Annotated in this window: 22 protein-coding genes; 12 read left to right on the top strand and 10 right to left on the bottom strand. The window is 73.4% G+C overall.

The features are described 5' to 3' along the window. Positions 1 to 47: 47 nt before the first annotated feature. Positions 48 to 566: a gamma carbonic anhydrase family protein gene (locus R2737_12245; GenBank protein MEZ5117026.1), complete on the bottom strand. Its 519-nt coding sequence runs from the start codon at positions 564 to 566 to the stop codon at positions 48 to 50. Between the two features lie 290 nt (positions 567 to 856). Between R2737_12245 and R2737_12240 the strand changes: the two genes are divergently transcribed. Next, positions 857 to 1153 carry a DUF4193 domain-containing protein gene (locus R2737_12240; protein ID MEZ5117025.1) on the top strand — a complete coding sequence of 99 codons (297 nt, stop codon included), beginning with the start codon at positions 857 to 859 and terminating at the stop codon, positions 1151 to 1153. Between the two features lie 102 nt (positions 1154 to 1255). Here R2737_12240 and R2737_12235 read toward each other — a convergent pair whose 3' ends face one another. Together R2737_12235 and R2737_12230 are read right to left on the bottom strand one after the other, a co-directional pair. Next, positions 1256 to 1573, bottom strand: a complete 318-nt coding sequence (locus R2737_12235) for a DUF4235 domain-containing protein (GenBank protein MEZ5117024.1) — start codon at positions 1571 to 1573, stop codon at positions 1256 to 1258. Positions 1574 to 1689: 116 nt separating this feature from the next. Further along, positions 1690 to 2265 (bottom strand): DUF3093 domain-containing protein, encoded by a 576-nt coding sequence (locus tag R2737_12230; protein MEZ5117023.1) that lies wholly within the window; start codon positions 2263 to 2265, stop codon positions 1690 to 1692. Positions 2266 to 2345: 80 nt separating this feature from the next. Between R2737_12230 and R2737_12225 the strand changes: the two genes are divergently transcribed. The 3 genes from R2737_12225 to R2737_12215 are packed head-to-tail and all read left to right on the top strand — an operon-like array spanning position 2346 to position 4278. Further along, positions 2346 to 2951 carry a PaaI family thioesterase gene (locus R2737_12225; GenBank protein MEZ5117022.1) on the top strand — a complete coding sequence of 202 codons (606 nt, stop codon included), beginning with the start codon at positions 2346 to 2348 and terminating at the stop codon, positions 2949 to 2951. After that, the gene (gene dut / locus R2737_12220; GenBank protein MEZ5117021.1) at positions 2948 to 3424 is read left to right on the top strand and encodes a dUTP diphosphatase; all 477 of its coding nucleotides are present in this window, start codon (positions 2948 to 2950) and stop codon (positions 3422 to 3424) included. The genes R2737_12225 and dut overlap by 4 nt, the downstream gene beginning before the upstream one ends. 56 nt (positions 3425 to 3480) lie before the next feature. Then, complete coding sequence (locus R2737_12215; GenBank protein MEZ5117020.1) at positions 3481 to 4278, top strand: DUF3710 domain-containing protein; 798 nt, start codon at positions 3481 to 3483, stop codon at positions 4276 to 4278. Here R2737_12215 and R2737_12210 read toward each other — a convergent pair. Continuing rightward, on the bottom strand, positions 4275 to 5054 hold the full coding sequence (locus tag R2737_12210; GenBank protein MEZ5117019.1) for a hypothetical protein: 780 nt from the start codon (positions 5052 to 5054) through the stop codon (positions 4275 to 4277). The genes R2737_12215 and R2737_12210 overlap by 4 nt on opposite strands. Positions 5055 to 5092: 38 nt before the next feature. On the opposite strand from R2737_12210, the gene R2737_12205 reads away from it, so the two are divergent. After that, positions 5093 to 5485 carry an OB-fold nucleic acid binding domain-containing protein gene (locus tag R2737_12205; protein MEZ5117018.1) on the top strand — a complete coding sequence of 131 codons (393 nt, stop codon included), beginning with the start codon at positions 5093 to 5095 and terminating at the stop codon, positions 5483 to 5485. Next, positions 5482 to 6255 carry a DUF3159 domain-containing protein gene (locus tag R2737_12200; GenBank protein ID MEZ5117017.1) on the top strand — a complete coding sequence of 258 codons (774 nt, stop codon included), beginning with the start codon at positions 5482 to 5484 and terminating at the stop codon, positions 6253 to 6255. Before R2737_12205 ends, R2737_12200 begins: the two co-directional genes overlap by 4 nt. A 25-nt stretch (positions 6256 to 6280) precedes the next feature. On the opposite strand, the gene R2737_12195 is transcribed toward R2737_12200, so the two are convergent. Then, the gene (locus R2737_12195; protein ID MEZ5117016.1) at positions 6281 to 6943 is read right to left on the bottom strand and encodes a TrkA family potassium uptake protein; all 663 of its coding nucleotides are present in this window, start codon (positions 6941 to 6943) and stop codon (positions 6281 to 6283) included. Continuing rightward, the gene (locus R2737_12190; GenBank protein ID MEZ5117015.1) at positions 6940 to 7608 is read right to left on the bottom strand and encodes a TrkA family potassium uptake protein; all 669 of its coding nucleotides are present in this window, start codon (positions 7606 to 7608) and stop codon (positions 6940 to 6942) included. Before R2737_12190 ends, R2737_12195 begins: the two co-directional genes overlap by 4 nt. An 86-nt stretch (positions 7609 to 7694) precedes the next feature. On the opposite strand from R2737_12190, the gene R2737_12185 reads away from it, so the two are divergent. The 6 genes from R2737_12185 to R2737_12160 all read left to right on the top strand — a co-directional run bounded on the left by R2737_12185 (position 7695) and on the right by R2737_12160 (position 19414). Next, positions 7695 to 9770, top strand: a complete 2076-nt coding sequence (locus tag R2737_12185; GenBank protein MEZ5117014.1) for an APC family permease — start codon at positions 7695 to 7697, stop codon at positions 9768 to 9770. Then, entirely contained in the window at positions 9760 to 11034 is a 1275-nt protein-coding gene (locus R2737_12180; protein MEZ5117013.1) for a class I SAM-dependent RNA methyltransferase, read from the top strand. The genes R2737_12185 and R2737_12180 overlap by 11 nt, the downstream gene beginning before the upstream one ends. Before the next feature lie 76 nt (positions 11035 to 11110). Next, a complete protein-coding gene (locus R2737_12175; protein ID MEZ5117012.1) occupies positions 11111 to 13888 on the top strand; it encodes an aconitate hydratase in 2778 nt (925 codons plus the stop codon). Between the two features lie 41 nt (positions 13889 to 13929). After that, positions 13930 to 14301 carry a hypothetical protein gene (locus R2737_12170; GenBank protein MEZ5117011.1) on the top strand — a complete coding sequence of 124 codons (372 nt, stop codon included), beginning with the start codon at positions 13930 to 13932 and terminating at the stop codon, positions 14299 to 14301. Positions 14302 to 14416: 115 nt separating this feature from the next. Beyond that, positions 14417 to 16357 (top strand): 1-deoxy-D-xylulose-5-phosphate synthase, encoded by a 1941-nt coding sequence (gene dxs, locus R2737_12165; protein MEZ5117010.1) that lies wholly within the window; start codon positions 14417 to 14419, stop codon positions 16355 to 16357. Between the two features lie 72 nt (positions 16358 to 16429). Then, positions 16430 to 19414 carry an EAL domain-containing protein gene (locus R2737_12160; GenBank protein ID MEZ5117009.1) on the top strand — a complete coding sequence of 995 codons (2985 nt, stop codon included), beginning with the start codon at positions 16430 to 16432 and terminating at the stop codon, positions 19412 to 19414. Between the two features lie 89 nt (positions 19415 to 19503). On the opposite strand, the gene R2737_12155 is transcribed toward R2737_12160, so the two are convergent. The 4 genes from R2737_12155 to efeU form a co-directional block, all read right to left on the bottom strand. After that, complete coding sequence (locus R2737_12155; protein ID MEZ5117008.1) at positions 19504 to 21621, bottom strand: 3-hydroxyacyl-CoA dehydrogenase NAD-binding domain-containing protein; 2118 nt, start codon at positions 21619 to 21621, stop codon at positions 19504 to 19506. A gap of 2 nt (positions 21622 to 21623) precedes the next feature. After that, positions 21624 to 22826, bottom strand: a complete 1203-nt coding sequence (locus R2737_12150; GenBank protein MEZ5117007.1) for an acetyl-CoA C-acyltransferase — start codon at positions 22824 to 22826, stop codon at positions 21624 to 21626. Positions 22827 to 22977: 151 nt separating this feature from the next. Continuing rightward, complete coding sequence (locus R2737_12145; protein ID MEZ5117006.1) at positions 22978 to 23370, bottom strand: hypothetical protein; 393 nt, start codon at positions 23368 to 23370, stop codon at positions 22978 to 22980. Positions 23371 to 23388: 18 nt separating this feature from the next. Beyond that, positions 23389 to 24237, bottom strand: a complete 849-nt coding sequence (efeU, locus tag R2737_12140) for an iron uptake transporter permease EfeU (protein MEZ5117005.1) — start codon at positions 24235 to 24237, stop codon at positions 23389 to 23391. Positions 24238 to 24267 lie beyond the last annotated feature (30 nt).

Raw genomic sequence — 24267 nt, 5'->3', positions numbered from 1 at the left:
GCCGGGACTCATTCGGCCGAGAGGTGACGCGGGGCGGGAGGGCCGGGCTACTCCAGGCGGCGGAGGTCGGCGTTGTACCAGTGCGCGTTGTGGACGTAGACCGCGACCGCGTCGGCGTGCGCCCCCTCCGGCACGGCGTCCGGGCGGATCCTCGCGGGGACGCCGAGGGCCAGGGCGAACCCCGGGACCTCGGTGTCGTTGGTCACCAGTGCCTGCGCGCCCACCAGGCAGCCGCTACGCAGCACGGCACGGTGCAGCACGACGGCGCCGGACCCCACCAGGCAGTCGTCCTCGATCGTGCAGCCCTCGAGGTGGACCCGGTGCCCGATGACGCAGCGCTGCCCGATCACCGTGTCCAGCGTCGCGGTGCAGTGCACGACCGTGCCGTCCTGCACGGAGGTCTGCGCGCCGACCCGGATCGCGCCATGGTCCCCGCGCAGCACGGCACCGGGCCACACGCTGGCCTCCGGCCCGATCGTCACGTCGCCGATCACGACGGCGTCGGGGTGCACGAACGCGCGGGGGTCGATGGTCGGCACGCGTTCGCCGAGGGCGTAGATCGGCATCCGGGGCGGTCCCTTCGGTCCAGTCGGTCGGTCCTTCGGTCCGGTCCGCGGGACGATCCTGCCGCGGGCGGGGGCCGGTGCCCACGGTACGGGTCGCACATCGCCGTCAGGTGTGTCCGAGGTCACCCGACCGGCGCGACCCGGACACCCCCCGACGCCCACTCCGGTCACGTTCGTGGTGCAGAATGCCTCGCCCGCGGGCATGAAACGGCCCGACCGCGCGTTATCGGGCACCGACGGCGCTCGACCCGCACCGCCCACCACCGCGAACCACTGGGGGGACATCCTCGATGGCCACCGACTACGACGCACCGCGCAAGACGGACGACGAGCTCGCCGAAGACAGCATCGAGGAGCTCAAGGCCCGGCGCGTCGACAAGTCCGCGTCCGCCGTGGACGTCGACGAGGCGGAGCTGGCCGAGTCCCTGGAGCTGCCGGGCGCGGACCTGTCCGACGAGAACCTCACCTACCAGGTGCTTCCGCGCCAGGCGGACGAGTTCACCTGCTCCAAGTGCTTCCTGGTGCACCACCGCAGCCAGCTCGCGTACGAGCGCGACGGCATGCTGGTGTGCAAGGAGTGCGCCTGACGCACCCCGGCGCCCCCACGACAGCGACGGCCGGCCGGGTCCTCCCGGGCCGGCCGTCTGACGTTCCGGGTGCGGGGAGCGGACTTCCCCGCAGCGCCGGCGTCAGGCCTTCGGTGCGACCCGCCGGCTGGCGGCCCGGAAGATGGCCACCTCGACCGCGGCCGCGGTGGCGGCGGTCGCGGCGCTCCACAAGATGGCGCGCACCACGTTGGTCGAGGGGTCGTCGGCCTGCGGGGGCTTGCGGCCCGTCGTCGTCTCGTACATGGTGTTGAGCACCTTGCGGGCCAGCCACACGCCCGCGATCGCCGCCAGCGGCGCGACGACGTGCATGAGCGGCGACATGGTCGGCTCCTCGACCGGGGTGGGCAGGTCGGTGCCGGCTGCCGGGGTGATGTCGCCGCTGCCGAGCAGGTCGCTCATGGTGCCTCCGCCGTTCGTCGTCGCCGGTCTGGTCGGGCGTACGGGCGCCAGCCTGCCGCATCGGGGTCCCCGGGTGTGACCCGCCCGCCCAACTCGTCTGCCCGCGCGGCAGAGCCTCAGGCCCCCGGGGACGGCTCGGGGGCAGCACCCGCCGGCGCGCCGGTACCCCGGGCCCGGTCGCGGGCGGCGATCAGCGCCGCCGCCAGTGCCTCCGGGCGTCGCGAGGACACCAGCCAGTACGGGTGGGGGTCCTCGGGATCGGTGACCTCGGCCAGCACCGAGGTCCCGGTCGTCCAGGTGCGCAGCAGCAGGTACGCCGCGGGGTCGCCCTTGGTCCCGCGCGCCTCCCGGGAGCGGACGGCGTCCAGCGCCGCCACCCGTCCCACCCACGGCAGCGGCAGCCGCGCCCGCCCGGCGCGCAGCACCCGCTCGTCCACCCGGACCGTCGGCGCGGACCACACCAGCGCGGCCACCAGCACCGCCGTCAGCGGCACGAACAGTCCCCAGCCCCACACCGCTCCGTAGGCGAACCCGTACGCGATGCCCAGGAACCCGGCGAGCGACACGGCCACCGCCCACACCCACCACGACGGCCACAGCCGCTCGCGGTAGGCGACGTCGGCCCCGTCGCGCCCCTCCGCCCAGGTGTCGGAGGCCGGGCCCGAGCCGGTCGTCGCCACCGAGTCCTCCACTGCGTCGCGCCTCGTGCCGCGCCGGTCGCGCGGGCCCACCGCCGACCAGCCTCGCACAGCCGCCTCGGTAGGGTCCCCACGTGAGTGACCCCGTCCCCGCGCCCGCCTCCTCGGGACTTCCCACCACGCCGCCGCCGGACGCCCCGCTGCCGGCCAGGTCGCCGGTGGCCCCGGCACCGGGCACCGTGATCCCCAGCCACTACCGGCACTGCTTCGGCTGCGGGGAGGACCACCCTGCCGGGCTGCACCTCGCGCTGACCGCGGGGGAGGGCCTGGCCGTCGAGGGCACCATGACCGTGGGGGAGCACCACCAGGGGGCGCCCGGGCTGGCGCACGGGGGGATCCTGGCCGCGGCGTTCGACGAGGTGCTCGGCGCGCTCAACTGGCTGATGGCCGCCCCGGCCGTCACCGGCCGGCTCGAGGTGGACTTCCGCCGCCCGGTCCCGGTCGGCTCGGTGCTGCACCTGCACGCCGAGATCACCGGTGCGACGGGCCGCAAGGTGTTCACCCGGGCCGTCGGCAGGATCGGGGCGCCGGACGGCCCGGTGGTCGTCACGGCGGCTGCGCTGTTCGTGCAGGTCCCCCTCGAGCACTTCGTCGAGCACGGTCGTCCGGAGGACGTGCAGCGGGCCGTGGCGGACCGCGCCGACGGGTCCACCGAGTTCCGCCTCGAGGTCAACCCGTGAACCCCGCGCCCCGTCCCGACCACGCCGTGGACGTACTCGTCCAACGACTCGACCCGCAGGTGGCGCTCCCGTCCTACGCGCACCCCGGCGACGCCGGGCTGGACCTGGTGACGACCGAGGACGCGGAGCTGGCGCCGGGGGAGCGGGCGCTGCTCCCCACCGGCATCGCGATCGCGCTGCCGCCCGGGTACGCCGCCTTCGTGCACCCGCGCAGCGGGCTCGCCGTACGGCACGGCGTGAGCCTGGTCAACGCCCCCGGCACGGTCGACGCCGGCTACCGCGGCGAGATCCGGGTCAGCGTCATCAACCTCGACGCGACGGCCCCGGTGACCTTCCGGCGCGGGGACCGGATCGCGCAGCTGGTGGTGCAGCGGGTCGAGCACGCGGTCCTGCACGAGGTCGAGCGGCTCCCCGGTTCCGACCGCGGGGAGGGCGGGTTCGGTTCGACCGGCGGGCACGCGGGTACCGTGTGAGGGCACGCCGCGGCCGCTCACCGGCCCGGCATCCCCACGGACGAGAGGCACACCAGGTGTTCCGACGCCGCCGCCGCGCCGGCGAGGACGACGCGCCGACCGCAGCCGAGCAGGACGAGGCGTACGAGGACGACGCGTACGAGGACGACGCGTACGACGAGTCCGATGACGAGGCGGCGTACGAGGACGACGACGCCGAGGACGGCGACGAGGACGCCGGTGCCGCGGCCCGGACCGGCGGCCCCTGGGACGAGTCCGAGGTGGACCTCGAGGACGGCACCGCCCGGCTGGACCTCGGCTCGCTGGTCGTGGCCGGTGTGCAGGGCATGGAGCTGCAGGTCCAGGTCGACGAGGGCACCGGTGCGCTGGTGGCCGTCACGGCGGTCCTCGGCACCAGCGCCGTGCAGGTGCAGCCCTTCGCCGCACCGAAGTCCGCCGGCATCTGGGCCGACGTGCGCGCGGAGATCCGCGGCGCGATCTCCGGTTCCGGCGGCACCGTCGACGAGGTCGAGGGACCGTTCGGGGTCGAGCTGCGCACGAAGGTGCCTGCCCAGCAGCCGGACGGGAAGTCCGGCGTGCAGCCGGCGCGGTTCGTCGGCGTCGACGGCCCGCGGTGGTTCCTGCGGGGGGTCTTCCTCGGGCAGGCGGCCACGGACCCGGACGCGGCCGGTCCGATCGAGGACGTGTTCCGGTCGATCGTGATCGTCCGCGGACCTGAGGCCATGGCACCCGGCGACCCGCTGCCGCTGCGACTGCCGCAGGAGGGGGATGGCCAGGCCGAGGCCCCCGCGGGTGCGGAGCGGCCGCCGCTCAACCCGTTCCAGCGCGGCCCCGAGATCACCGAGATCCGCTAGGGCCCCACGCCCGGCCCGGACCGGGCCCGCTGCAGCGCCTGCGCCGCGGCGCGCCCGAGCACGGCGCGGTCGGCCGCCGGCGCGTCGCGTGCCACCACCTCCACCGCGGCGGTCCGCAGGACGGTTGACCAGCGGCGGGCCACCCGCTCCGGGTGCAGCGGGTCGTCCGCCAATGCCACCAGCCCCGCCGGGACCGGCAGGGCCCGCAGCACCGCGTCCGCGGGACCGGCGGACAGCGCCGCGGCCCGCAGGCAGGCCACCAGCCGCCGGTCTCCGTACCCGGGCCAGGCCCGCGCCAGCTCGGCGACCACCCAGTCGCCTGCCAGCACAGGGTCGCGGCGCAACCGGCGCAGCACCCCCGCGACGCCGTGCTCGGCGACGTCGTCGGCGGCCGCGGCGGTGGCCGCCGCGACCTCGTCGGGCGCCCCGGACCACGCGGGCAGGGCGAGCAGCAGGCCGGCGGGGGGAGCGCCCGACGACGCCAACCGGTCGGCGGCCAGGACAGCGGCGTGGGCGCCGAGGCTCACGCCGCCGAGCACGACCTCCCGTCCGGCGGCCCGCTCGCGCACGGCCGCGGCGACGACCGCCGCGGTCACCCGGGCCACGTCCCCGGTCCGGTCGTCGAGGGCCACCACCCGGGTGACGGACGCCGCCACCAGGGCGGTGCGAGGGAACGCGCGCCGGACGAACTCCGCGGTCGACCCCGCGCCGTGGGCGAGGACGGCGGTCGCGCCCGGGGCGGACCGCGGACCGGGCGGGACGGCGGACGCGGGCACAGACGGAATCCTGCCGCGGCGGGGTTAGCCTTGACGACGTGACCGACGCGCAGACGGCCCCCCGGGGCCGGTGGAGCCGCCTCGTCGGCCGCTGGACCACACCGCAGAGCGAGGTCGAGGCCCAGCGGCTGCGCGAGGACACCCATGTCGCGGGTGCCCAGGAGATCTCGGCGTGCCCGCGCGGCGAGCCCGCGACCGTCTACGGGACGCTGCGGTCGGTGATCCTCCGGCCGCGCGCCGGGGTGCCGGCGCTGGAGGCTGAGCTGTACGACGGGTCCGGGACCATCCGGCTGATCTGGCTGGGGCGCCGCCGCATCGGCGGCATCGAGCCGGGCCGCACGCTGGTCGCCACCGGTCGGGTCACCTGCCACGAGGACGAGCCGATGATGTTCAACCCGCGCTACGAGCTGAAGCCGCTGAGGTCGGAGTGACCCCGAGCGAAGGATCGGGCGCGGAGGAGACCGGCCACCGCGGCGAGCCCGTCGTCGAGCACGACGGGCGGGTCGAGGAGCTGGTCGAGGAGGTCGAGGCCGAGCGAGCGCTGCTGGCCAAGGCCATCGGCGGGTGGCGCGGCCTGTTCGACTCGGGCCTGCCGGCGGCGGTCTTCGTCGTCGTCTACCTGGTCGACGGCAACGTCCTGGCCCCCGCGCTGTGGGCCGCCGTCGGCTCCGGCGTGGTCATCGCGGTGTGGCGGATCGTGCGCCGGGAGAGCCTGCAGCAGGTCCTCGCCGGGTTCGTCGGCGTCGCGGTCTCCGCGTTCGTCGCCGCCCGGACCGGCCGCGCCGAGGACTACTTCCTGCCCGGCCTGCTCACCAACCTCGCGTACGGCACCGCGTTCCTGGTGTCGATCCTGGTGCGCTGGCCGCTGATCGGCGTCGTCGTGGGCATGCTGACCGGCGAGGGCACCTCCTGGCGCTCCGACCCGGACCTGCGGCGCGCCTACACCGTCGCCAGCTGGGTCTGGGTGGGCGTCTTCTTCGGCCGGATGGTGGTGCAGGTCCCGCTCTACCTGGCCGGTGCCGTCGGTCCGCTCGGGGTGGCCAAGATCGTCATGGGCTGGCCGCTGTTCCTTGCCGCGGCGTACGTCACGTACCGGCTGCTGCGTCCGGCCCTGCACGCGGCCCGCGATCGCGCCGCTGCCGCGTCGCCTGCCGGTCCGGCCTCGCGCGCCGCGCTGGCGGCCGACGACGACCAGGACTGACTCGCCCGCCAGGCCCGACCGGGTGCTAGTGGTTCGGAGCGAGCAGCTCCTGCAGGGCCGGCTCCTGGTCCGGCGCGCACACGAACAGCAGCTCGTCGCCCGGCTCGATCGGGTCGTCCGCCGACGGGGCGAAGACCCGGGGACCCCGGACGACCGCCACCAGGGCCACGTCCGGCGGCCAGGCGATGTCACCGACCCGGCTGCCGGCGACGTCGGTCTCCGACGGCAGGGTCAGCTCGACCAGGTTGGCCTCGCCCTGCCGGAAGGTGAACAGCCGCACCAGGTCTCCGACGGTGACGGCCTCCTCCACGAGCGCGGACAGCATCCGCGGGGTCGACACGGCCACGTCGACGCCCCAGGACTCGTCGAACATCCACTCGTTCTTCGGGTGGTTGACGCGCGCGACGACGCGCGGGACGCCGTACTCGGTCTTGGCCAGCAGGGACACCACCAGGTTGACCTTGTCGTCGCCGGTCGCCGCGACGACCACCTGGCAGTGCGGCAGGTCCGCCTCGTCCAGGGACGTGATCTCGCAGGCGTCGGCGAGCAGCGTCTCCGCACCGTCGACGGCCCCCGGCCGCGCCTTCTCGGCGTCCCGGTCGATGAGCAGGACCTCGTGCCCGTTGGCCAGCAGCTCCCGGGCGATCGAGCGCCCGACCTTGCCCGCACCGGCGACGGCGACCCTCATGACTCACGCTCCACCGGTGCCGTGCCCAGGGTCCCGTCCACCCGCTCGCGGTCGGCCGGCGGGTACAGAACGTGGACCAGGTCGCCGTCCTGCAGCAGGGCGTCGGGTCCGGGCAGCAGGCCGGACCCGTAGCGGGTGAGGAACGCCACCCGGCAGCCGGCCTCCTCCTCCAGCCGGGAGACGCGCTGCCCGATCCAGGACGGGTCGATGTGCACCTCGGCGAGGACCACGGTCCCGCTCGGATCGCGCCACTCCTCCTGCGCCCCGGAGGGGAGCAGTCGGCGCAGCATCTGGTCGCTGGTCCACGCCACCGTCGCCACGGTGGGGATGCCCAGCCGCTGGTAGACCTCGGCCCGGCGCGGGTCGTAGATGCGGGCGACCACGTTCTCGACGCCGTACGTCTCCCGAGCGACGCGCGCCGCAAGGATGTTGGAGTTGTCGCCGCTGCTCACCGCGGCGAACGCATGTGCCCGGTCGATCCCGGCCTGCGTCAAGGTGTCCCGGTCGAATCCGATCCCCTTGACCGTGGCGCCGGTGAACTCCGGCCCGAGCTTGCGGAAGGACTCGGCGTCCTGGTCGATGACGGCCACGGAGTGGCCGAGGTCGTCCAGGCGTTGGGCGAGGCTGGAGCCCACCCGGCCGCAGCCCAGGATGACGATGTGCACGGTGCCTCTCCGGACGGGTGTCGCGGGCGGGCGCGGTGGGCGCCCGGTGGGAACGCTACACGGGCTGCTGGTCCTACGATGCGGTCGTGTCACTAACCGACGCCGTCAAGCGGCTCGCGTTCGGTCGGGCGCTCCGCAGCGACAAGCTGCACGAGACCCTCCTGCCCAAGCGGATCGCCCTTCCGGTGTTCGCGTCGGATGCGCTGTCGTCCAACGCGTACGCCACCCAGGAGATCCTGCTCGTCCTGTCCCTGGGCGGGCTGTCGCTGTACGCCTTCGGTCCCTGGATCGCCGGACTGGTGATCCTGGTGTTCTTCACCGTCGTCGCCTCGTACCGGCAGAACGTGCGCGCCTACCCCAGCGGCGGCGGTGACTACGAGGTCGTCTCGGTCAACCTCGGGCCCAACTGGGGCGTCTTCGTGGCCAGCGCGCTGATGGTCGACTACGTGCTCACGGTCGCCGTGTCGATCTCGTCGGCGGTCGCCAACCTCGGCTCGGTGTTCCCCGTCATCAACGAGCACAACGTGTGGTGGGCGGTCCTGGTCATCCTGGTCATCACCTTGATGAACCTCCGCGGGGTGCGGGAGTCCGGCGTCGCGTTCGCCATCCCGACCTACGGGTTCATGCTCAGCATCTTCCTCATGGTCGGCTGGGCGCTGACCCGGATCGCGATGGGCCAGACCCTGCGGGCGGAGAGCGCCGACTGGGAGGTCATCCCCGAGGCGACCTTCGCCGGGGCGGCCCTGCTGTTCCTGCTGGCGCGCGCGTTCTCGTCCGGCACGACCGCGCTCACCGGGATCGAGGCCATCGCCAACGGCGTGCCGGCGTTCCGCAAGCCGAAGTCGAAGAACGCGGCGACGACGCTGCTGCTGCTGGGCCTGATCTCGATGACGATGTTCGCCTCGATCACCTGGCTGGCGCTCTACACGGGGGTCCGCGTCACCGAGTTCGACCGGGACCTGATCGGCCTGCCCGAGGGGCAGGCGCAGAAGACGGTCATCGTCCAGATCGCCGAGGCCGTGTTCGGCGACGTGACCGTCCTGGTCCTGCTGCTGTCGATCATGACCGCGCTCATCCTGGCCCTGGCGGCCAACACCGCGTTCAACGGCTTCCCGGTCCTCGGGTCGATCCTGGCCCGGGACGGCTACCTGCCGCGCCAGCTGCACACCCGCGGGGACCGGCTCGCCTTCAGCAACGGGATCCTCACCCTCTCGGGCCTGGCGATCCTGCTCGTCGTCGTCTACCAGGCCAGCGTCACCTCGCTGATCCAGCTCTACATCCTCGGCGTGTTCGTCTCGTTCACCCTGTCGCAGACCGGGATGGTCCGGCATTGGACGCGGCTGCTGCGGACCGAGAAGGACCCCAAGGAGCGGGGTCGCATGGTGCGGTCGCGGCTGATCAACGGGTTCGGCCTGGTGATGACCGCGAGCGTGCTGGTCATCGTGCTGGTGACGAAGTTCACCCGCGGCGCCTGGATCGTGGTCATCGCGATGCCGCTGCTGTTCCTGCTGATGCGGGCGATCCGCGGGCACTACGACCGGGTCCGCTCCGAGCTGGTCCCGCGGGAGGACGAGAAGGTCACCCTGCCGTCCCGCGTCCACGCGATCGTGCTGGTCTCGAAGATCCACAAGCCCACGCTGCGTGCGCTGGCGTACGCGCGGGCCACCCGCCCCGCCGTCCTCGAGGCCGTCACGGTCAATGTGGACCCGGACGACGTCCGCGCGCTGGAGCGGGAGTGGGAGCGGCGGGACATCCCGGTGCAGCTGAGGGTGCTGGACTCGCCGTTCCGGGAGATCACGCGGCCGGTGGTGGAGTACGTCCGCGCGCTGCGCCGGGACAGCCCGCGGGACCTGGTCACCGTCTACATCCCCGAGTACGTCGTGGGGCACTGGTGGGAGCAGCTGCTGCACAACCAGTCCGCGTTACGGCTGAAGAGCCGGCTGCTGTTCACCCCCGGCGTCATGGTGGTCTCGGTGCCCTGGCAGCTGCTGTCGTCGGAGGGCGCGGCGGACCGGGACGAGGGGGATGCGCCCGGCGCCGTGCGCCGGGGCGAGCCGGAGGCGCCGCTGGCCGAGGCGTACGTGGCGTCGGAGTTCGCGCCGGAGGAGGGCTCGCCCCCGCCGGCGCCGCGCGGGAACGTCCCGCGGGGCCGTGACCGCTGAGCCCCCGCAGGTCGGCGACGTGCTGGACCTGCAGATAGGCGCGGTGGGGCACGGCGGCTTCTGCGTGGCCCGGCACGACGGCCGGGTGGTGTTCGTCCGGCATTCACTGCCGGGGGAGCGGGTCCGCGCCGCCGTCACCGAGGTCGGGCGGCGCGGCCGGTTCCTGCGGGCGGACGCCGTCGAGGTGCTGTCGGCGTCCCCGGACCGGGTCGACCCGCCCTGCCCGCACAGCGGGCCCGGTGGTTGCGGCGGCTGCGACTGGCAGCACGCATCGCTCGGGGCCCAGCGGCGACTGAAGGCGGACGTGGTGCGCGAGCAGCTGGTCCGCCTCGGCGGGGTCGACCCTGCCGCGCTGTCGGAGCTGGTGGTCGAGCCGGTGGCCGGGGACAGCCACGGGCTGGGCTGGCGGACCCGGGTGCGCTGGGCGGTCGACGGAGCGGGTCGGGTCGGCCTGCGCCGGCATCGCTCGCACGACGTGGTGCCGGTGGCGCACTGTCCGCTCGTCACCGCTGCGGTGGACGCGACCGGCGTCGGTGCCCGGACCTGGCCGGGCCAGCGGGAGCTCGTCGTCGTGGGCTCCGCGGCAGGGGACCGGCTGGTGGTCCCGGACCCACCCGTCCCGGCGGACGCGAGCGCCCGGGCGGACGCGGTGGCCGGGCTGCCCGAGGACGTCGCGGTGGCGGGGGTGCGCGGCCGGGGCTGGGTGACCGAGCGCGCCGCCGGGCGGGACTGGCGGGTCACCGGCGGCGGCTTCTGGCAGGTCCATCCCGGCGCCGCCGACGCGCTCGTGACCGCCGTCGCGGACTCACTGGAGCCACGGCCGGGGGATCACCTCGTCGACCTCTACAGCGGCGTGGGGCTGTTCGCCGGCGCGCTGGCGCCGGTCCTGGGTCCCGGCGGCCGCGTGGACGCGGTCGAGGCGGACGACCGTGCGCACGCGGATGCGCGGCGCTGCCTGCACGACCTGGCCACGGTGCGCCTGCACCACGCGCCGGTCGCCGCCTGGCTGGCGCACGCCGCCCCGCGCCGGTGCGACCTGGTCGTGCTGGACCCGCCGAGGTCCGGTGCCGGAGACGACGTGTTGCGGCGGCTGGTGCGGCTGAGGGCCCGCCGGATCGCTTACGTGGCCTGCGACCCGGCCGCGCTGGGACGGGACGTGGCGACGTTGCGCGGGCTGGGCTGGGCGCTCGCGGGCCTCCGAGCGCTGGACCTCTTCCCCATGACGCACCACGTGGAGTGCGTGGCGACGTTCGAGCCCGAGTGACCTCGGCCCGGGGGTGGCGGAGCCGGCGGAGACCCGTTATCTTGACGTCAAGATACCCGTGAGGAAAGGGACGCCCGTGGCCAGCGTGGACAGCTTCTCCGCCCGCAGCACCCTCGAGGTGGGGGACGCCTCGTACGAGGTCTTCCGGATCGACGCGGTGGAGGGTTCGGCCCGGCTCCCGTTCACCCACAAGGTGCTGCTGGAGAACCTGCTGCGGACCGAGGACGGCGCCAACGTCACCGCCGAGCAGATCCGCGCGCTGGGCGCCTGGGACCCGCAGGCCGTCCCCAGCGAGGAGATCCAGTTCACGCCCGCGCGGGTGATCATGCAGGACTTCACCGGCGTGCCGTGCGTCGTCGACCTGGCCACGATGCGCGAGGCCGTGGCCGAGCTCGGCGGCGACCCGGACCGGATCAACCCGCTGGCCCCGGCCGAGCTGGTCATCGACCACTCGGTCATCGCCGACTTCTTCGGCAGCCGCGACGCCGCCACCCGCAACGTGGAGCTGGAGTACCAGCGCAACCGCGAGCGCTACCAGTTCCTGCGCTGGGGCCAGAGCGCGTTCGACGAGTTCAAGGTCGTCCCGCCGGGCACCGGCATCGTCCACCAGGTCAACATCGAGCACCTCGCCCGCGTCGTGATGGCGCGCAACGGCCAGGCCTACCCCGACACCGTGGTCGGCACCGACTCGCACACGACGATGGTCAACGGGCTGTCCGTGCTCGGCTGGGGCGTCGGCGGCATCGAGGCCGAGGCGGCCATGCTGGGCCAGCCGGTATCGATGCTCATCCCGCGGGTCGTCGGGTTCAAGCTCAGCGGCCAGCTGCCCGAGGGCGCGACCGCGACCGACCTGGTGCTCACGATCACCGAGATGCTGCGCCGGCACGGCGTGGTGGGCAAGTTCGTCGAGTTCTACGGCGAGGGCGTCGCGGCGGTTCGGCTGGCCGACCGGGCCACGATCGGCAACATGAGCCCGGAGTACGGCTCGACGGCCGCGATCTTCCCGATCGACGACGCGACGCTGGACTACCTGCGGCTGACCGGCCGCAGCGACGACCAGGTCGCGCTGGTGGAGGCCTACGCGAAGGCGCAGGGCCTGTGGCACGACGCCGCGCACGAGCCGGTCTACTCCGAGTACCTCGAGCTCGACCTCGCCTCCGTCGTGCCCTCGCTCGCGGGGCCGAAGCGCCCGCAGGACCGGGTCCCGCTCACCGACAGCAAGGCCGCGTTCCGCGGCGCCCTCGCCGACTACGTCCCCGCGGCCACCGACCTGCCCGACGAGGCCGTCGTCGAGTCGTTCCCCGCGTCCGACCCGCCCGCGGTCGACCGCGACGACCCGGCCCAGATCCCGTCCGCGGCGGTGCTCGCGGACGGCCGGCCGAGCCGCCCGGTCCCCGTCACCCTGGCCGACGGCACGTCCATGGTGCTGGACCACGGCGCGGTCGTCATCGCGGCCATCACCTCCTGCACCAACACGTCCAACCCGTACGTGATGATCGGGGCCGCGCTGCTGGCCAAGAAGGCGGTCGAGCACGGACTGACCCGCAAGCCGTGGGTCAAGACCACGCTGGCGCCCGGCTCGAAGGTCGTGTCGGACTACTACGACCAGGCGGGCCTGACCCCGTACCTGGAGAAGCTCGGCTTCGACCTCGTCGGCTACGGCTGCACCACGTGCATCGGCAACTCCGGCCCGCTGCCCGCGGAGATCTCCGCGGCCATCAACGAGCACGACCTGACCGCGGTCTCGGTGCTGTCCGGCAACCGCAACTTCGAGGGCCGGATCAACCCCGACGTCAAGATGAACTACCTCGCCTCGCCGCCGCTGGTCGTCGCGTACGCCATCGCCGGCTCGATGGACGTCGACCTGTACGCCGACCCGATCGGCCGCGACGCCGAGGGGACCGACGTCTTCCTGCGCGACATCTGGCCCACGGCCGCGGAGGTGGACGCGGTCGTCGAGTCCGCCATCGACGCGGACATGTTCAGCCGCCGCTACGCAGACGTGTTCGCCGGCGACGAGCGCTGGCAGTCGCTGCCGACGCCGTCGGGCGGCACCTTCGCCTGGGACCCGGCGTCGACCTACGTGCGCAAGCCCCCGTACTTCGAGGGCATGCAGCGTGACCCCAGCCCGGTCAACGACATCACCGGCGCCCGCGTGCTGGCCAAGCTCGGCGACTCGGTGACCACCGACCACATCTCGCCGGCCGGGTCCATCAAGGCTGACAGCCCCGCCGGCCGCTACCTGGCCGACCAGGGGGTCGCGGCCAAGGACTTCAACTCCTACGGCTCCCGCCGCGGCAACCACGAGGTCATGATCCGCGGGACGTTCGCTAACATCCGGCTGCGCAACCAGCTGCTCGACGGCGTCGAGGGCGGGTTCACCGTCGACTTCCTCGACCCGGCGAAGCCGCAGACGACGATCTACGACGCGGCGATGGGCTACCAGCAGCGCGGCATCCCGCTGGTCATCCTGGCCGGCAAGGAGTACGGCTCCGGCTCGTCGCGCGACTGGGCCGCCAAGGGCACCGCGCTGCTCGGGGTCCGCGCCGTCATCGCCGAGTCGTTCGAGCGGATCCACCGGTCCAACCTGATCGGCATGGGCGTGCTGCCGCTGCAGTTCCCGGACGGGCAGGACGCCGACAGCCTCGGGCTGACCGGTGAGGAGGTCGTGACGATCCGCGGCGTCGAGGAGCTGAACTCCGGGACCACGCCTCGGCAGGTCTCGGTGGAGGCCGTGCGCGAGGACGGCTCGGTCACCGAGTTCACCGCCACGGTCCGGATCGACACGCCGGGGGAGGCCGACTACTACCGGCACGGCGGGATCCTGCAGTACGTGCTGCGCTCGCTGCTCTGAGAGCGGGCGGACGGCACGCGAGCGCGGACGCGGCGGCGACGATGGGAACACCCGCGGTCCCGCCCGGCTGGCCGCCGGACCTGCCGCCCGCCGAGACCGACGAGTTCGGCGAGCGGGTCGTGGGCTGGCTGCTGGACCGCTGCCCCCCGGACTACCGGCTGCACGACGTGCTGCGGGCCAACCCGCGTGCCCTCGCCCGGCTGACGGCGCACCACGTCGACGCCACCCTGGAGGGCGCGAGGCGGGCCTACGCCGGCGTGCGGCGCGAGCTGCGCGACCGCCTGACGCCCGAGGCCGTCGACGCGGTGCTGGTCGCGCTGGAGCGGGAGGGCACCCGGCTGCTGGTGGAGCAGCGCCAGGTGGCGCTGGTCGAGGAGGCCCTGGACGGCCGACGCTGGGTGCGCCGGCTGTGAGGGAACCCGCACCGGGGACGAGGCTCGCGTGGACGTGCGCCAGCGGGTCGGGCGCCTAGACTCGAACCCGCCGCGCGGGGGTCCTCCCCGCGCCTCGTGACGTCGGAGGTCGGCCGTGGGACTGCTGGAGGACATCCACGACCCGTCCGACCTGCGCCGGGTCCCGGAGGACCAGCTGCCGGACCTGGCCGAGGAGATCCGGTCCTTCCTGGTCGACAAGGTGTCCCGGACCGGCGGCCACCTCGGCCCGAACCTCGGCGTGGTGGAGCTGACGCTGGCGCTGCACCGGGTCTTCCAGTCGCCCGAGGACGTCATCCTCTGGGACACCGGGCACCAGGCCTACGTGCACAAGATGCTCACCGGCCGCCAGGCCGACTTCGACCGGCTGCGGCAGCGGGGCGGGCTGTCGGGCTACCCCAGCCGGGCTGAGAGCCCCCACGACGTCATCGAGAACTCGCACGCCTCCACCGCGCTGTCGTACGCCGACGGGGTGGCCAAGGCCTTCGAACGGCGCGGAGTCCTCGGCAAGCGGCACGTGGTCGCCGTCATCGGCGACGGGGCGCTCACCGGCGGCATGGCCTGGGAGGCGCTGAACAACATCGCCGCGGACGACCGTCCGCTCGTCGTGGTGGTCAATGACAACGCGCGCTCGTACTCGCCGACGATCGGCGGCCTGGCGCACCACCTGGCGACCCTGCGCACCACCCGCGGCTACGAGCGGTTCCTGCTCTGGGGCAAGAAGTGGCTGCGCCGGACTCCGATGGTGGGGCAGCCCGTCTACGAGACCCTGCACGGCGTCAAGAAGGGCGTGAAGGACATCGTCGCGCCGCAGGGGATGTTCGAGGACCTGGGGCTGAAGTACATCGGGCCCGTCGACGGGCACGACGTGCAGGCGCTGGAGCACGCGCTCACCCGCGCCAAGGGCTACCCGGGTCCGGTCATCGTGCACTGCATGACGGTCAAGGGCCGCGGCTACGCGCCCGCCGAGCAGGACGAGGCGGACCGCTTCCACGGCGTCGGCGTCATCGACCCGGATACCGGCAAGCCGCTGTCCTCCGGCGGCCCGACCTGGACCGGGGTCTTCGCCGAGGAGCTGGTGTCGCTGGCGCGGACCCGCCCGCAGGTCGCGGCCATCACCGCGGCGATGCTCGGACCGACCGGGTTGGACCGCTTCGCCGAGGTGTTCCCCGAGCGGACGTACGACGTCGGCATCGCCGAGCAGCACGCGGCGACCAGCGCGGCCGGGATGGCCTACGGCGGGCTGCACCCGGTCGTGGCCGTCTACGCCACGTTCCTCAACCGCGCGTTCGACCAGGTGCTCATGGACTGCGCGCTGCACCGGGCCGGGGTCACGTTCGTCCTCGACCGGGCCGGTGTGACCGGTGATGACGGCGCCAGCCACAACGGCATGTGGGACATGTCGATCCTGCAGGTCGTCCCGGGTCTGCGGATCGCGGCGCCCCGCGACGCCGCCCGGCTGCGCGAGGAGCTGGCCGAGGCGCTGGACGTCGACGACGCCCCGACCGTGGTCCGCTTCCCGAAGGGTGCGCTGGGTCCGGACGTCCCTGCCGTGCGCGACGTCGACGGCATCGACGTGCTGCTCGAGTCCGGCAGCGACGTGCTGGTCGTCTCCGTCGGCGCGCTGGCGCCGCTGTGCCTGGAGGTGGCGGACCGGCTCGCGCACCAGGGGATCGGGGTCACCGTGGTCGACCCCCGCTGGGTCAAGCCGGTCCCGTCCGCAGTGGTCGACCTCGCCCGCGGGCACCGGCTCGTGGTCACCGTGGAGGACAACGGCCGCGTCGGTGGCGTCGGAACCGCTGTGGCCCAGGCACTTCGAGACGCCGGCGTCGACGTACCGGTGCGTGAGTTCGGGGTCCCGCCGCGCTTCCTCGACCAAGGTCGACGGGCTGATGTGCTCGCCGAGTGCGGCCTCACCGCGCAGGACGTGTCCCGCGTCGTCGTGGAGACCGTCGTACGGCTGGGGCCGGAGCAGGCGGTGGAGCGCGCCACGGACGACGCCGGGGCCCCGTCCGCCGCGGACGACCCCAACGGCTGATCGGCGCCGGTCGCCTCGCCAGACCCCTCCCCGACGGCTAGCCTGTCCTCGCCGGTGGGTCGGGGGGTGTCGATGACCGCACGGGTCGAGCCGACGTGGGCGTGGCGGGGTGTCGCAGCGCGCCCTGTCGTGGTGTGGTCGATCGTCGCCCTCCCCCTCGTCGTCGCGCTCGGTCTCCTCACCGACCTGCACGGAATCGGGCTGGTGTCGCTGGGGGCGGGCTACGCGGTCGGACTCGTCATGTTGGTGCGCCGTTGGCTATCCGTCGCTGGCGTCCTGCTCACGTACCTCACCGTCCTGCTCGCCCTCAGCGCCGTCGCTGGCAGGTCCGGCCCCCTGGCGGTGGCGGTGCCGCTCACCCTCGTCGTCGAGGTGGCGGTCCTCGGACTGACGGGACGCTGGCTCGGGCTGCGACGCGTGGAGGGACCGGGGGACGTCGGTCGGGTCGGTCTGCTCGCGGTCGTGGGCGGCGCCCTGACGGTCCTCGCCCTCTGGGTGAACGCCCGGGTCGTCGACGCGGTCGCCTTCGACACCGCCACGGCCCGGCTGACCTGCCTGAGCCTGGGCATCGGGCTGCTGGTCTGCGTCCCCTTGGCCCTGGGTGCGGCCGCGGGACCGCCCGACGTTCGGGGGTGGCGGCGTCGCGCGGAGCTGGCAGTGCTGTGCGGCGTCATCCTGGTCGTCCTGCTGGGAATGGCGCTGCCGCCCGTGGAGGTATTCGGACGCCTCGGCCTGCTCTTCGTCCTGGTGCTGGCCGTGGGCTGGCTGGCGTTGCGATTCGGCACCTTCGCCACCGCGGTGGCGCTGCTGGTCGTGTCGGTGGCGCTGTCGTACATGGTGGTGCACTTCGTCGGGCCGTTCCTCCCCGGTTCGGTGTCGCTGGCCGAGGCGATCGCCGGGATGCAGGCCTACCTCGTGGTGACCGCGTTCGGCTGCCTGCTGATGGCCGCGTTCGCCGAGCAGGCCCGTGAGCGGCAGCAGACGGCGGTGGAGACCGCCGAGCTGCTGACCAGCGCGGTGGAGGGATCCGAGGCCGAGCTGTTCGTCAAGCGGTACGACCCGGCGAGCGACCGGTTCGTCTACGTCGAGGCGAACACGACGCTGGCGCGCGAGCTGGGGATACCGGTCGGCGACATCGTCGGACGCAGCGACGACGAGCTCATGGACGCCGATGCTGCCGCGCACTTCCGGGCCGAGGACGACGAGGTGCTCCGCTCGGGGGAGCGCCGCCAGTTCATGTCGTCGGTGGTCTTCCGCGGCCGGCTGGTGCACTACCTCGCGATCAAGTTCCCCGTGCGTGACTCGGACGGCACCGTGGTGGGGGTCGGCGGCGTCAACCTGGACCGCACCGAGCAGCACCGGCGCGAGCAGTTGCTCGGCGTCGTGTTCGCGAGGTCTCCCGTGCCGACGGCGCGGCTGCGCTGGACGGGGACCGGGGTCGGTGAGGTCCTCGAGGTCAACGACGCCTTCGCGACGCTGCTGGGAGACACGCCGACGTCCCTGGTGGGCAAGGCCCTGGACCGGTTCCTCGCGGATCCGACCCGCGTGGGCGGATCCACCGCGGGGTTCGCGCTGTCGGGGGTCCGCCGTGAGCTGCGGCTGCGTCGCGCTGACGGGTCGGAGCTGCTCGTCCTGGCGACCAGCACCGTCGTGTCCCCCGGCGGCGAGCTGGACGCCTTCGTCCTCGTGATCCTCGAGGACGTCACGGCGCAGCGCGCCGCCGAGGCCGGGCTGGTGCACCGAGCGACGCACGACGGTCTCACCGACCTGCTGAACCGCCAGGCCCTGGCGCGCGGCCTGGCGGCGATGTGCGTCCGAGCCGGTGAGGGAGGCCGGAAGGTCGCGGTCCTGTGCTGCGACCTCGACGGTTTCAAGCACTTCAACGACTCGCTGGGCCACGACACCGGTGACCGCGTGCTCCTGGCCATGGCCGAACGCGTGCGTGCGATCGTGCGCCCCGAGGACGCCGTGGGACGGTTGGGCGGCGACGAGTACGTGGTGGTCTGCGAGGTCGAGGACGAGCAGGCGGCCGTCAGCGTCGGCGAGCGGTTGCGGGCCGCCGTCGCCGAGCCGCTGGACGTCGATGGCCGGGTCTACGCGCTCACCGCCGGGATCGGCGTCGTCGTCGACGACGGCAGGGGCGAGCCGGAGGACCTGCTGCGGCGCGCCGACGTCGCGCTGTCGCACGCGAAGCAGACCGGACGCGACCAGCTCCAGGTCTACCGCCCCGACGTGGACCAGCGGATCCGGGTGCGGATGGCCATGCGCGAGACCCTGCGCCTCGCGCTGTCGGAGAACCGGGTCGAGGCCTTCATGCAGCCGGTGATCGACCTGGGCACCGGGCGGGTCCGGGGCGCGGAGGCACTCGTGCGGCTGCGCGACCTGGACGGGTCCCTGCTGTCGCCCGCGGCGTTCGTCGCGGTCGCCGAGGAGAGCGGCCTGATCCTGCCTCTCGGGCTGCGGGTCCTCGACCTCGCGCTGGCCACCAGCGCCCGCTGGGCGGCAGCCGGGCACGACCTCACCGTCGCGGTCAACGTGTCGCCCCACCAGCTGGTGGAGTCCCACCTCGCCGTGACGGTCTCCACGCTGCTCGAGACGCACGGCGTCCCGCCTTCGGCGCTGGTCCTGGAGGTCACCGAGAGCGCGGTGGTCGACGCCACCGGCCCCACGCTGGCCGTTTTGCGCCGGCTACGGGAGCAGGGCGTTCACGTGGCGATCGACGACTTCGGCACCGGCTACTCCAGCCTGTCGTCGCTGCGCAGCCTGCCCGCCGACGTGGTGAAGATCGACCGCTCGTTCATCTCCGGGGTGCTGCGCGACGGCGGTGACGAGGCGATCGTGCGCGGTGTCATCGCGATGGCGCACGCGACCGGACGGACGGTCGTCGCCGAGGGGGTCGAGACCGAGCAGCAGGCGGCCCGGCTGGCCCAGCTGGGGTGCGACCTGGCGCAGGGCTACTGGTACTCCCGCCCGGTGCCCGCGATCGACGTCGACCCGACCCGGGTCTACCCGCGGCCGGTGCCGCACGCCAGGACCCACACCGCGTCCGACCGCTGACGCGACGAGGGGCCCGCACCGACCGGATCGAACCGGTCGGTGCGGGCCCCTCGTCGTCACGCGTCCGCGCGTCTGCGCGGCGGGGACGGTCAGGCGGGGACGCTGGCCACCCCGGGGGCCAGGAAGCGGTGGCCCGTCACGCGCTCGGCCACGCCGGACCGGTCCAGGTAGGGCGTCAGCCCGCCCAGGTGGAACGGCCAGCCGGCGCCGAGGATCATGCACAGGTCGATGTCCTGGGCCTGCGCCACGACCCCGTCGTCCAGCATCAGCCGGACCTCCTGGGCCAGCGCGTCCAGCGCCCGGTCACGCACCTGCTCCTCGGTCAGCGGCTGGTCGCCCTGCTCGAACAGCGCCGCCACCTCGGGGTCGACCTGCTGCACCCCGCCGTCCCAGGTCCAGATCGCGTTCTTGCCCGACTCGACCAGGCGCCGCATGTTGTCGGAGACGTAGTAGCGGTCGGGGAACGCCTCGTGCATGGACTCCGACACGTGGTAGGCCACCCCGGCGCCGACCAGCTGCATCAGCACGAAGGGCGACATCGGCAGCCCCAGTGGGTCCATCGCCCGGTCCGCGACGTCGAACGGTGTGCCCTCGTCGACGGCGCGGACGATCTCGCCCATGAAGCGGATCAGCAGGCGGTTGACCACGAACGCCGGAGCGTCCTTGACCAGCACGCACGACTTCTTCAGCGTCTTGCCGACGGCGAACGCCGTGGCGAGGGTCTCGTCGTCCGTGCGCTCGGCGCGGACGATCTCCAGCAGCGGCATCACCGCGACCGGGTTGAAGAAGTGGAACCCGACGACCCGCTCGGGGTGCGCCAGTCCCGAGGCCATCTCGGTGACCGACAGCGAGGACGTGTTGGTCGCCAGCACGCAGGTGTCCGAGACGACGGCCTCGACCTCGGCGAACACCTGCTGCTTGACCTTCATGTCCTCGAACACGGCCTCGATCACGAAGTCCGCGTCCGCGAAGGCGTCCTTGCTGACCGACCCGCGGATCAGAGCCTTGAGGCGGTTGGCCTTGTCCGGGTTGACCCGGCCCTTGGCCTGCAGCTTGTCGATCTCGCCGTGGGCGTAGGCCAGGCCCTTGTCGATGCGCTCCTGGTCCAGGTCGGTCATGACGACGGGTACCTCGAGCCGCTGCGCGAACAGCAGCGCGAGCTGGCTGGCCATCAGGCCGGCCCCCACGATGCCGACCTTGGTCACCTTGCGCGCCAACGACTTGTCCGGCGCGCCGACCGGGCGCTTGGCCCGCTTCTGCACCAGGTCGAAGGAGTACAGCCCGGCGCGCAGGTCGTCGCCCATCACCAGGGCCGCCAGCGCGTCGTCCTCGGCGGCGAAGCCCTCGTCCTTGGTGCAGGTGCGGGCGGCCTCGACCAGGTCGAGCGCGAGGTAGGGGGCCGGGGTGGCGCCGTGAAGCTTGGCGTCCACCTGGGCCCGTACCGCGGCCACGGTCTGCGTCCACGCCTCGCCGCGGTCGATCTCGCGGCGCTCGACCGCGACGTCGCCGCGTAGCACCTGCGCGGTCCACAGCAGCGACTGCTCCAGGTAGTCCGCGGGGGCGAACATCGCGTCGGCGATGCCGAGTTCCATCGCCTGCTTGGGCTTGAGCATCCGGTTCTGCGCCAGCGGGTTCTCGACGATGACCTTGAGTGCGTCGGCCGGGCCGATCAGGTTGGGCAGCAGCCAGGCGCCGCCCCAGCCGGGGATCAGCCCGAGTGCCACCTCGGGCAGCGACAGCGCGGCCGCGCCGGAGGACAGCGTGCGGTAGGTGCAGTGCAGCGCCAGCTCGAGGCCGCCACCCATCGCAGCTCCGTTGACGAACGCGAACGACGGAACGCGGAGCTCACCGAGGCGTCGGAACACCCGGTGCCCCATCTCGCCCACCGTGCGCGCCTGCTCGGTCGAGGTGAGCTGGCCGACGCCGGACAGGTCCGCTCCGACGGCGAACACGAACGGCTTGCCCGTCACGCAGACCGCGACCAGGCCGTCGACGGCGAGCGCCTCGTCGATCGCGCTGTCCAGGGACTGCATTCCCCCGATGCCGAACGTGCTCGGTCGGGTGTGGTCGTGGTCGTTGTCGATCGTGATCAGCGCCGCGGTGCCGGCACCGAGGGGAAGGTCGACCAGCCGTAGCCGGGCGTGGGTGATGACCTCGTCGACCGCGCCCTCGGGCGCGGCGGTGGGTGCGTTGCTCGGAGTCGTCATCGTCACGCGTCCTTCGTGCCGTCGAAGTGGGGGTTCTCCCAGATGACCGTGCCGCCCATGCCCAGGCCGATGCACATGGTCGTGAGGCCGTAGCGGACCTCGGGGTGGTCCTCGAAGTCGCGGGCGAGGTAGGTCATCAGTCGGATCCCGCTGGAGGCCAACGGGTGTCCGACGGCGATCGCACCGCCCATCGGGTTGACCCGCGGGTCGTCGTCCGCGATGCCGAAGTGGTCGAGGAAGGCCAGCACCTGCACGGCGAAGGCCTCGTTGACCTCGAACAGGTTGATGTCCTCGATGGACAGCCCGGCCCGGGCCAGCGCCTTCTCGGTGGAGGGGACCGGGCCCACGCCCATGACCTCCGGGGCGACGCCGGCGAAGGCGTACGACACCATCCGCATCTTCTTCGCCAGGCCCAGCTCGTCGGCGACGTCCTCGGCGACCAGCAGGGCCCCGGTGGCGCCGTCGTTGAGACCGGCGCTGTTGCCGGCGGTGACGCGGCCGTGCGCGCGGAACGGCGTCTTCAGCGTCGCCAGGCCCTCCAGCGAGGTCCCCGGGCGCGGCGGCTCGTCGACGGTGACCAGGCCCCACCCCTGCGCGCTGCTGCGGGCGGCCACGGGGACCAGGTCCGGCTGGATCTTGCCGTTGGCGTACGCCTTGGCCGTCTTCTCCTGGGAGGCGACCGCGAACGCGTCGGCTCGGTCCTTGGTCAGGTGCGGGAACCGGTCGTGCAGGTTCTCCGCGGTCTTGCCCATGAGCAGCGCCTCGGGATCGACGATCTTCTCGGCGAGGAAGCGCGGGTTGGGGTCGACGCCCTCGCCCATCGGGTGGCGCCCCATGTGCTCCACGCCGCCGGCCAGGACGGCGTCGTACGCGCCCGCCATGATGCCGGCGGACAGCGTCGTCACCGCGGTCATGGCGCCGGCGCACATCCGGTCCACGCTGTAGCCGGGCACGGTGTTCGGCAGCCCGGCGAGCAGGGCGGCGCTGCGCCCGATCGTCAGGCCCTGGTCGCCGATCTGGGTCGTCGCGGCGACGGCGACGTCGTCGATGCGCTCCGGCGGCAGCTGCGGGTTGCGTCGCAGCAGCTCGCGGAACACCTTGACGACCAGGTCGTCGGCGCGGGTCTCGGCGTACACGCTGTTCGCCTTGCCGAACGGCGTGCGGACGCCGTCCACGAAGACGACGTCACGGACGGCACGGGCCACGGCTGTCTCCCTCGGGTGAGCGGTCTCCCAGGCCGCGCCGGCCGCCTGGGCCGACGCCGGGACCGGCGAGGTTACCCGCCGGTAGCACCGATGCTACTCGTCGGTAACCACCGTCGGTACCCCGCCCCCGGCGGGCTCGCGGAGCGGGGTGTCAGGAGGCGCGGTTCGCGGCCTCGATCGGGACCCGGATGCCGTCGGTGGCGCTCACCAGCTTGCAGGAGACCTCGTACTTGCCCTCGGCCAGGTCCACGGTGAACGTCTTGGTCAGCCCGTCGGTCAGGTCCTCGATCTCGCCCACGACCTTGGTGAACGAGCCGTTCTCCTCGCCGTAGACGTAGACCTCGCCCGGGCCCTCGCCGGACCAGTTGACTTGCACGTTCACCGGTCCGGGCTTGACCACCTGGGGCTTCACCAGGCACTGGTCCTTCGCGGCCTGCACGCCGATCGGGCTGCCCTCGTCGGCGGAGGAGGAGCACGCGGCGAGCACGGGCAGCGCGCCCAGCGTCACGGCGGCGAGCACGGCAGTACGACGGGGGAGCGTCATCGCAAACCTCTCGGTCGGTCAGGCGGAGGCGTCGGCCGGGGCCGCCACCGGTGCGGGGCGCCGCTGCGCGGACCGTACCGGACGGAAGTACAGCACCATGGTGGGCACCAGGTACGCCAGCCAGACGATGAGCTCCAGCCACGTCGTGCGGGGCGAGAAGTTGACCGTGCCCTTGAGCACGGTGCCGTACCACGAGTCCGGCGGCACCGCCCCGCTGACGTCGAAGGCCAGGTTGGTCAGCCCCGGCAGGATCCCGGCCTCCTGCAGGTCGTGGACGCCGTACGCCAGCACGCCGGCAGCGACGACGATGAGGGCCGCGCCGGTCCAGCGGAAGAACGTGGCCAGGTTCAGGCGCAGCGCGCCGCGGTAGAGCAGGTAGCCCAGCACGACCGCCGTGGCCAGGCCCAGCGCCCCGCCCAGGATCGGCTGCGTCGTGGTGCCCGTCGCCTTGACGGCGGTCCACAGGAACAGCGCGGTCTCCAGCCCCTCGCGCACGACGGCGACGAAGGCCACGACCGCGAGCGCGATCCCGCCGGCGGTGAGCGCGCGGTCCAGCTGGCCGTGCAGCTCGCCCTTGATGTGCCGGGCGGCGCGCTTCATCCAGAAGACCATCCAGGTCACGAAGGCGACCGCCACGATCGACAGCAAGCCGCCGAACGCCTCCTGCGCCTGGAACGACATCGTCCGGGAGGTGAACGTCAGGACGGCGCCGAAGGCGAGGGACAGCCCGACCGCGAGGGCCACGCCGGACCACAGGATCGGCAGCTTGTCGCGGTTGCCGGTGCGGACCAGGTAGGCGACCAGGATGCCGACCACGAGGGCGGCCTCGAGGCCCTCCCGCAGGCCGATGAGGAAGTTGGCGAGCACCCGCGCCTCCCGAGAGCTACTTAGGTATGC

The sequence above is a fragment of the Candidatus Nanopelagicales bacterium genome (assembly GCA_041393815.1).
Lineage (GTDB): Bacteria > Actinomycetota > Actinomycetes > S36-B12 > JAWKJK01 > JAWKJK01.
The sequence above is the reverse complement of the archived record's forward strand: the minus strand, read 5'-3'. Positions and strand labels throughout refer to the sequence as shown.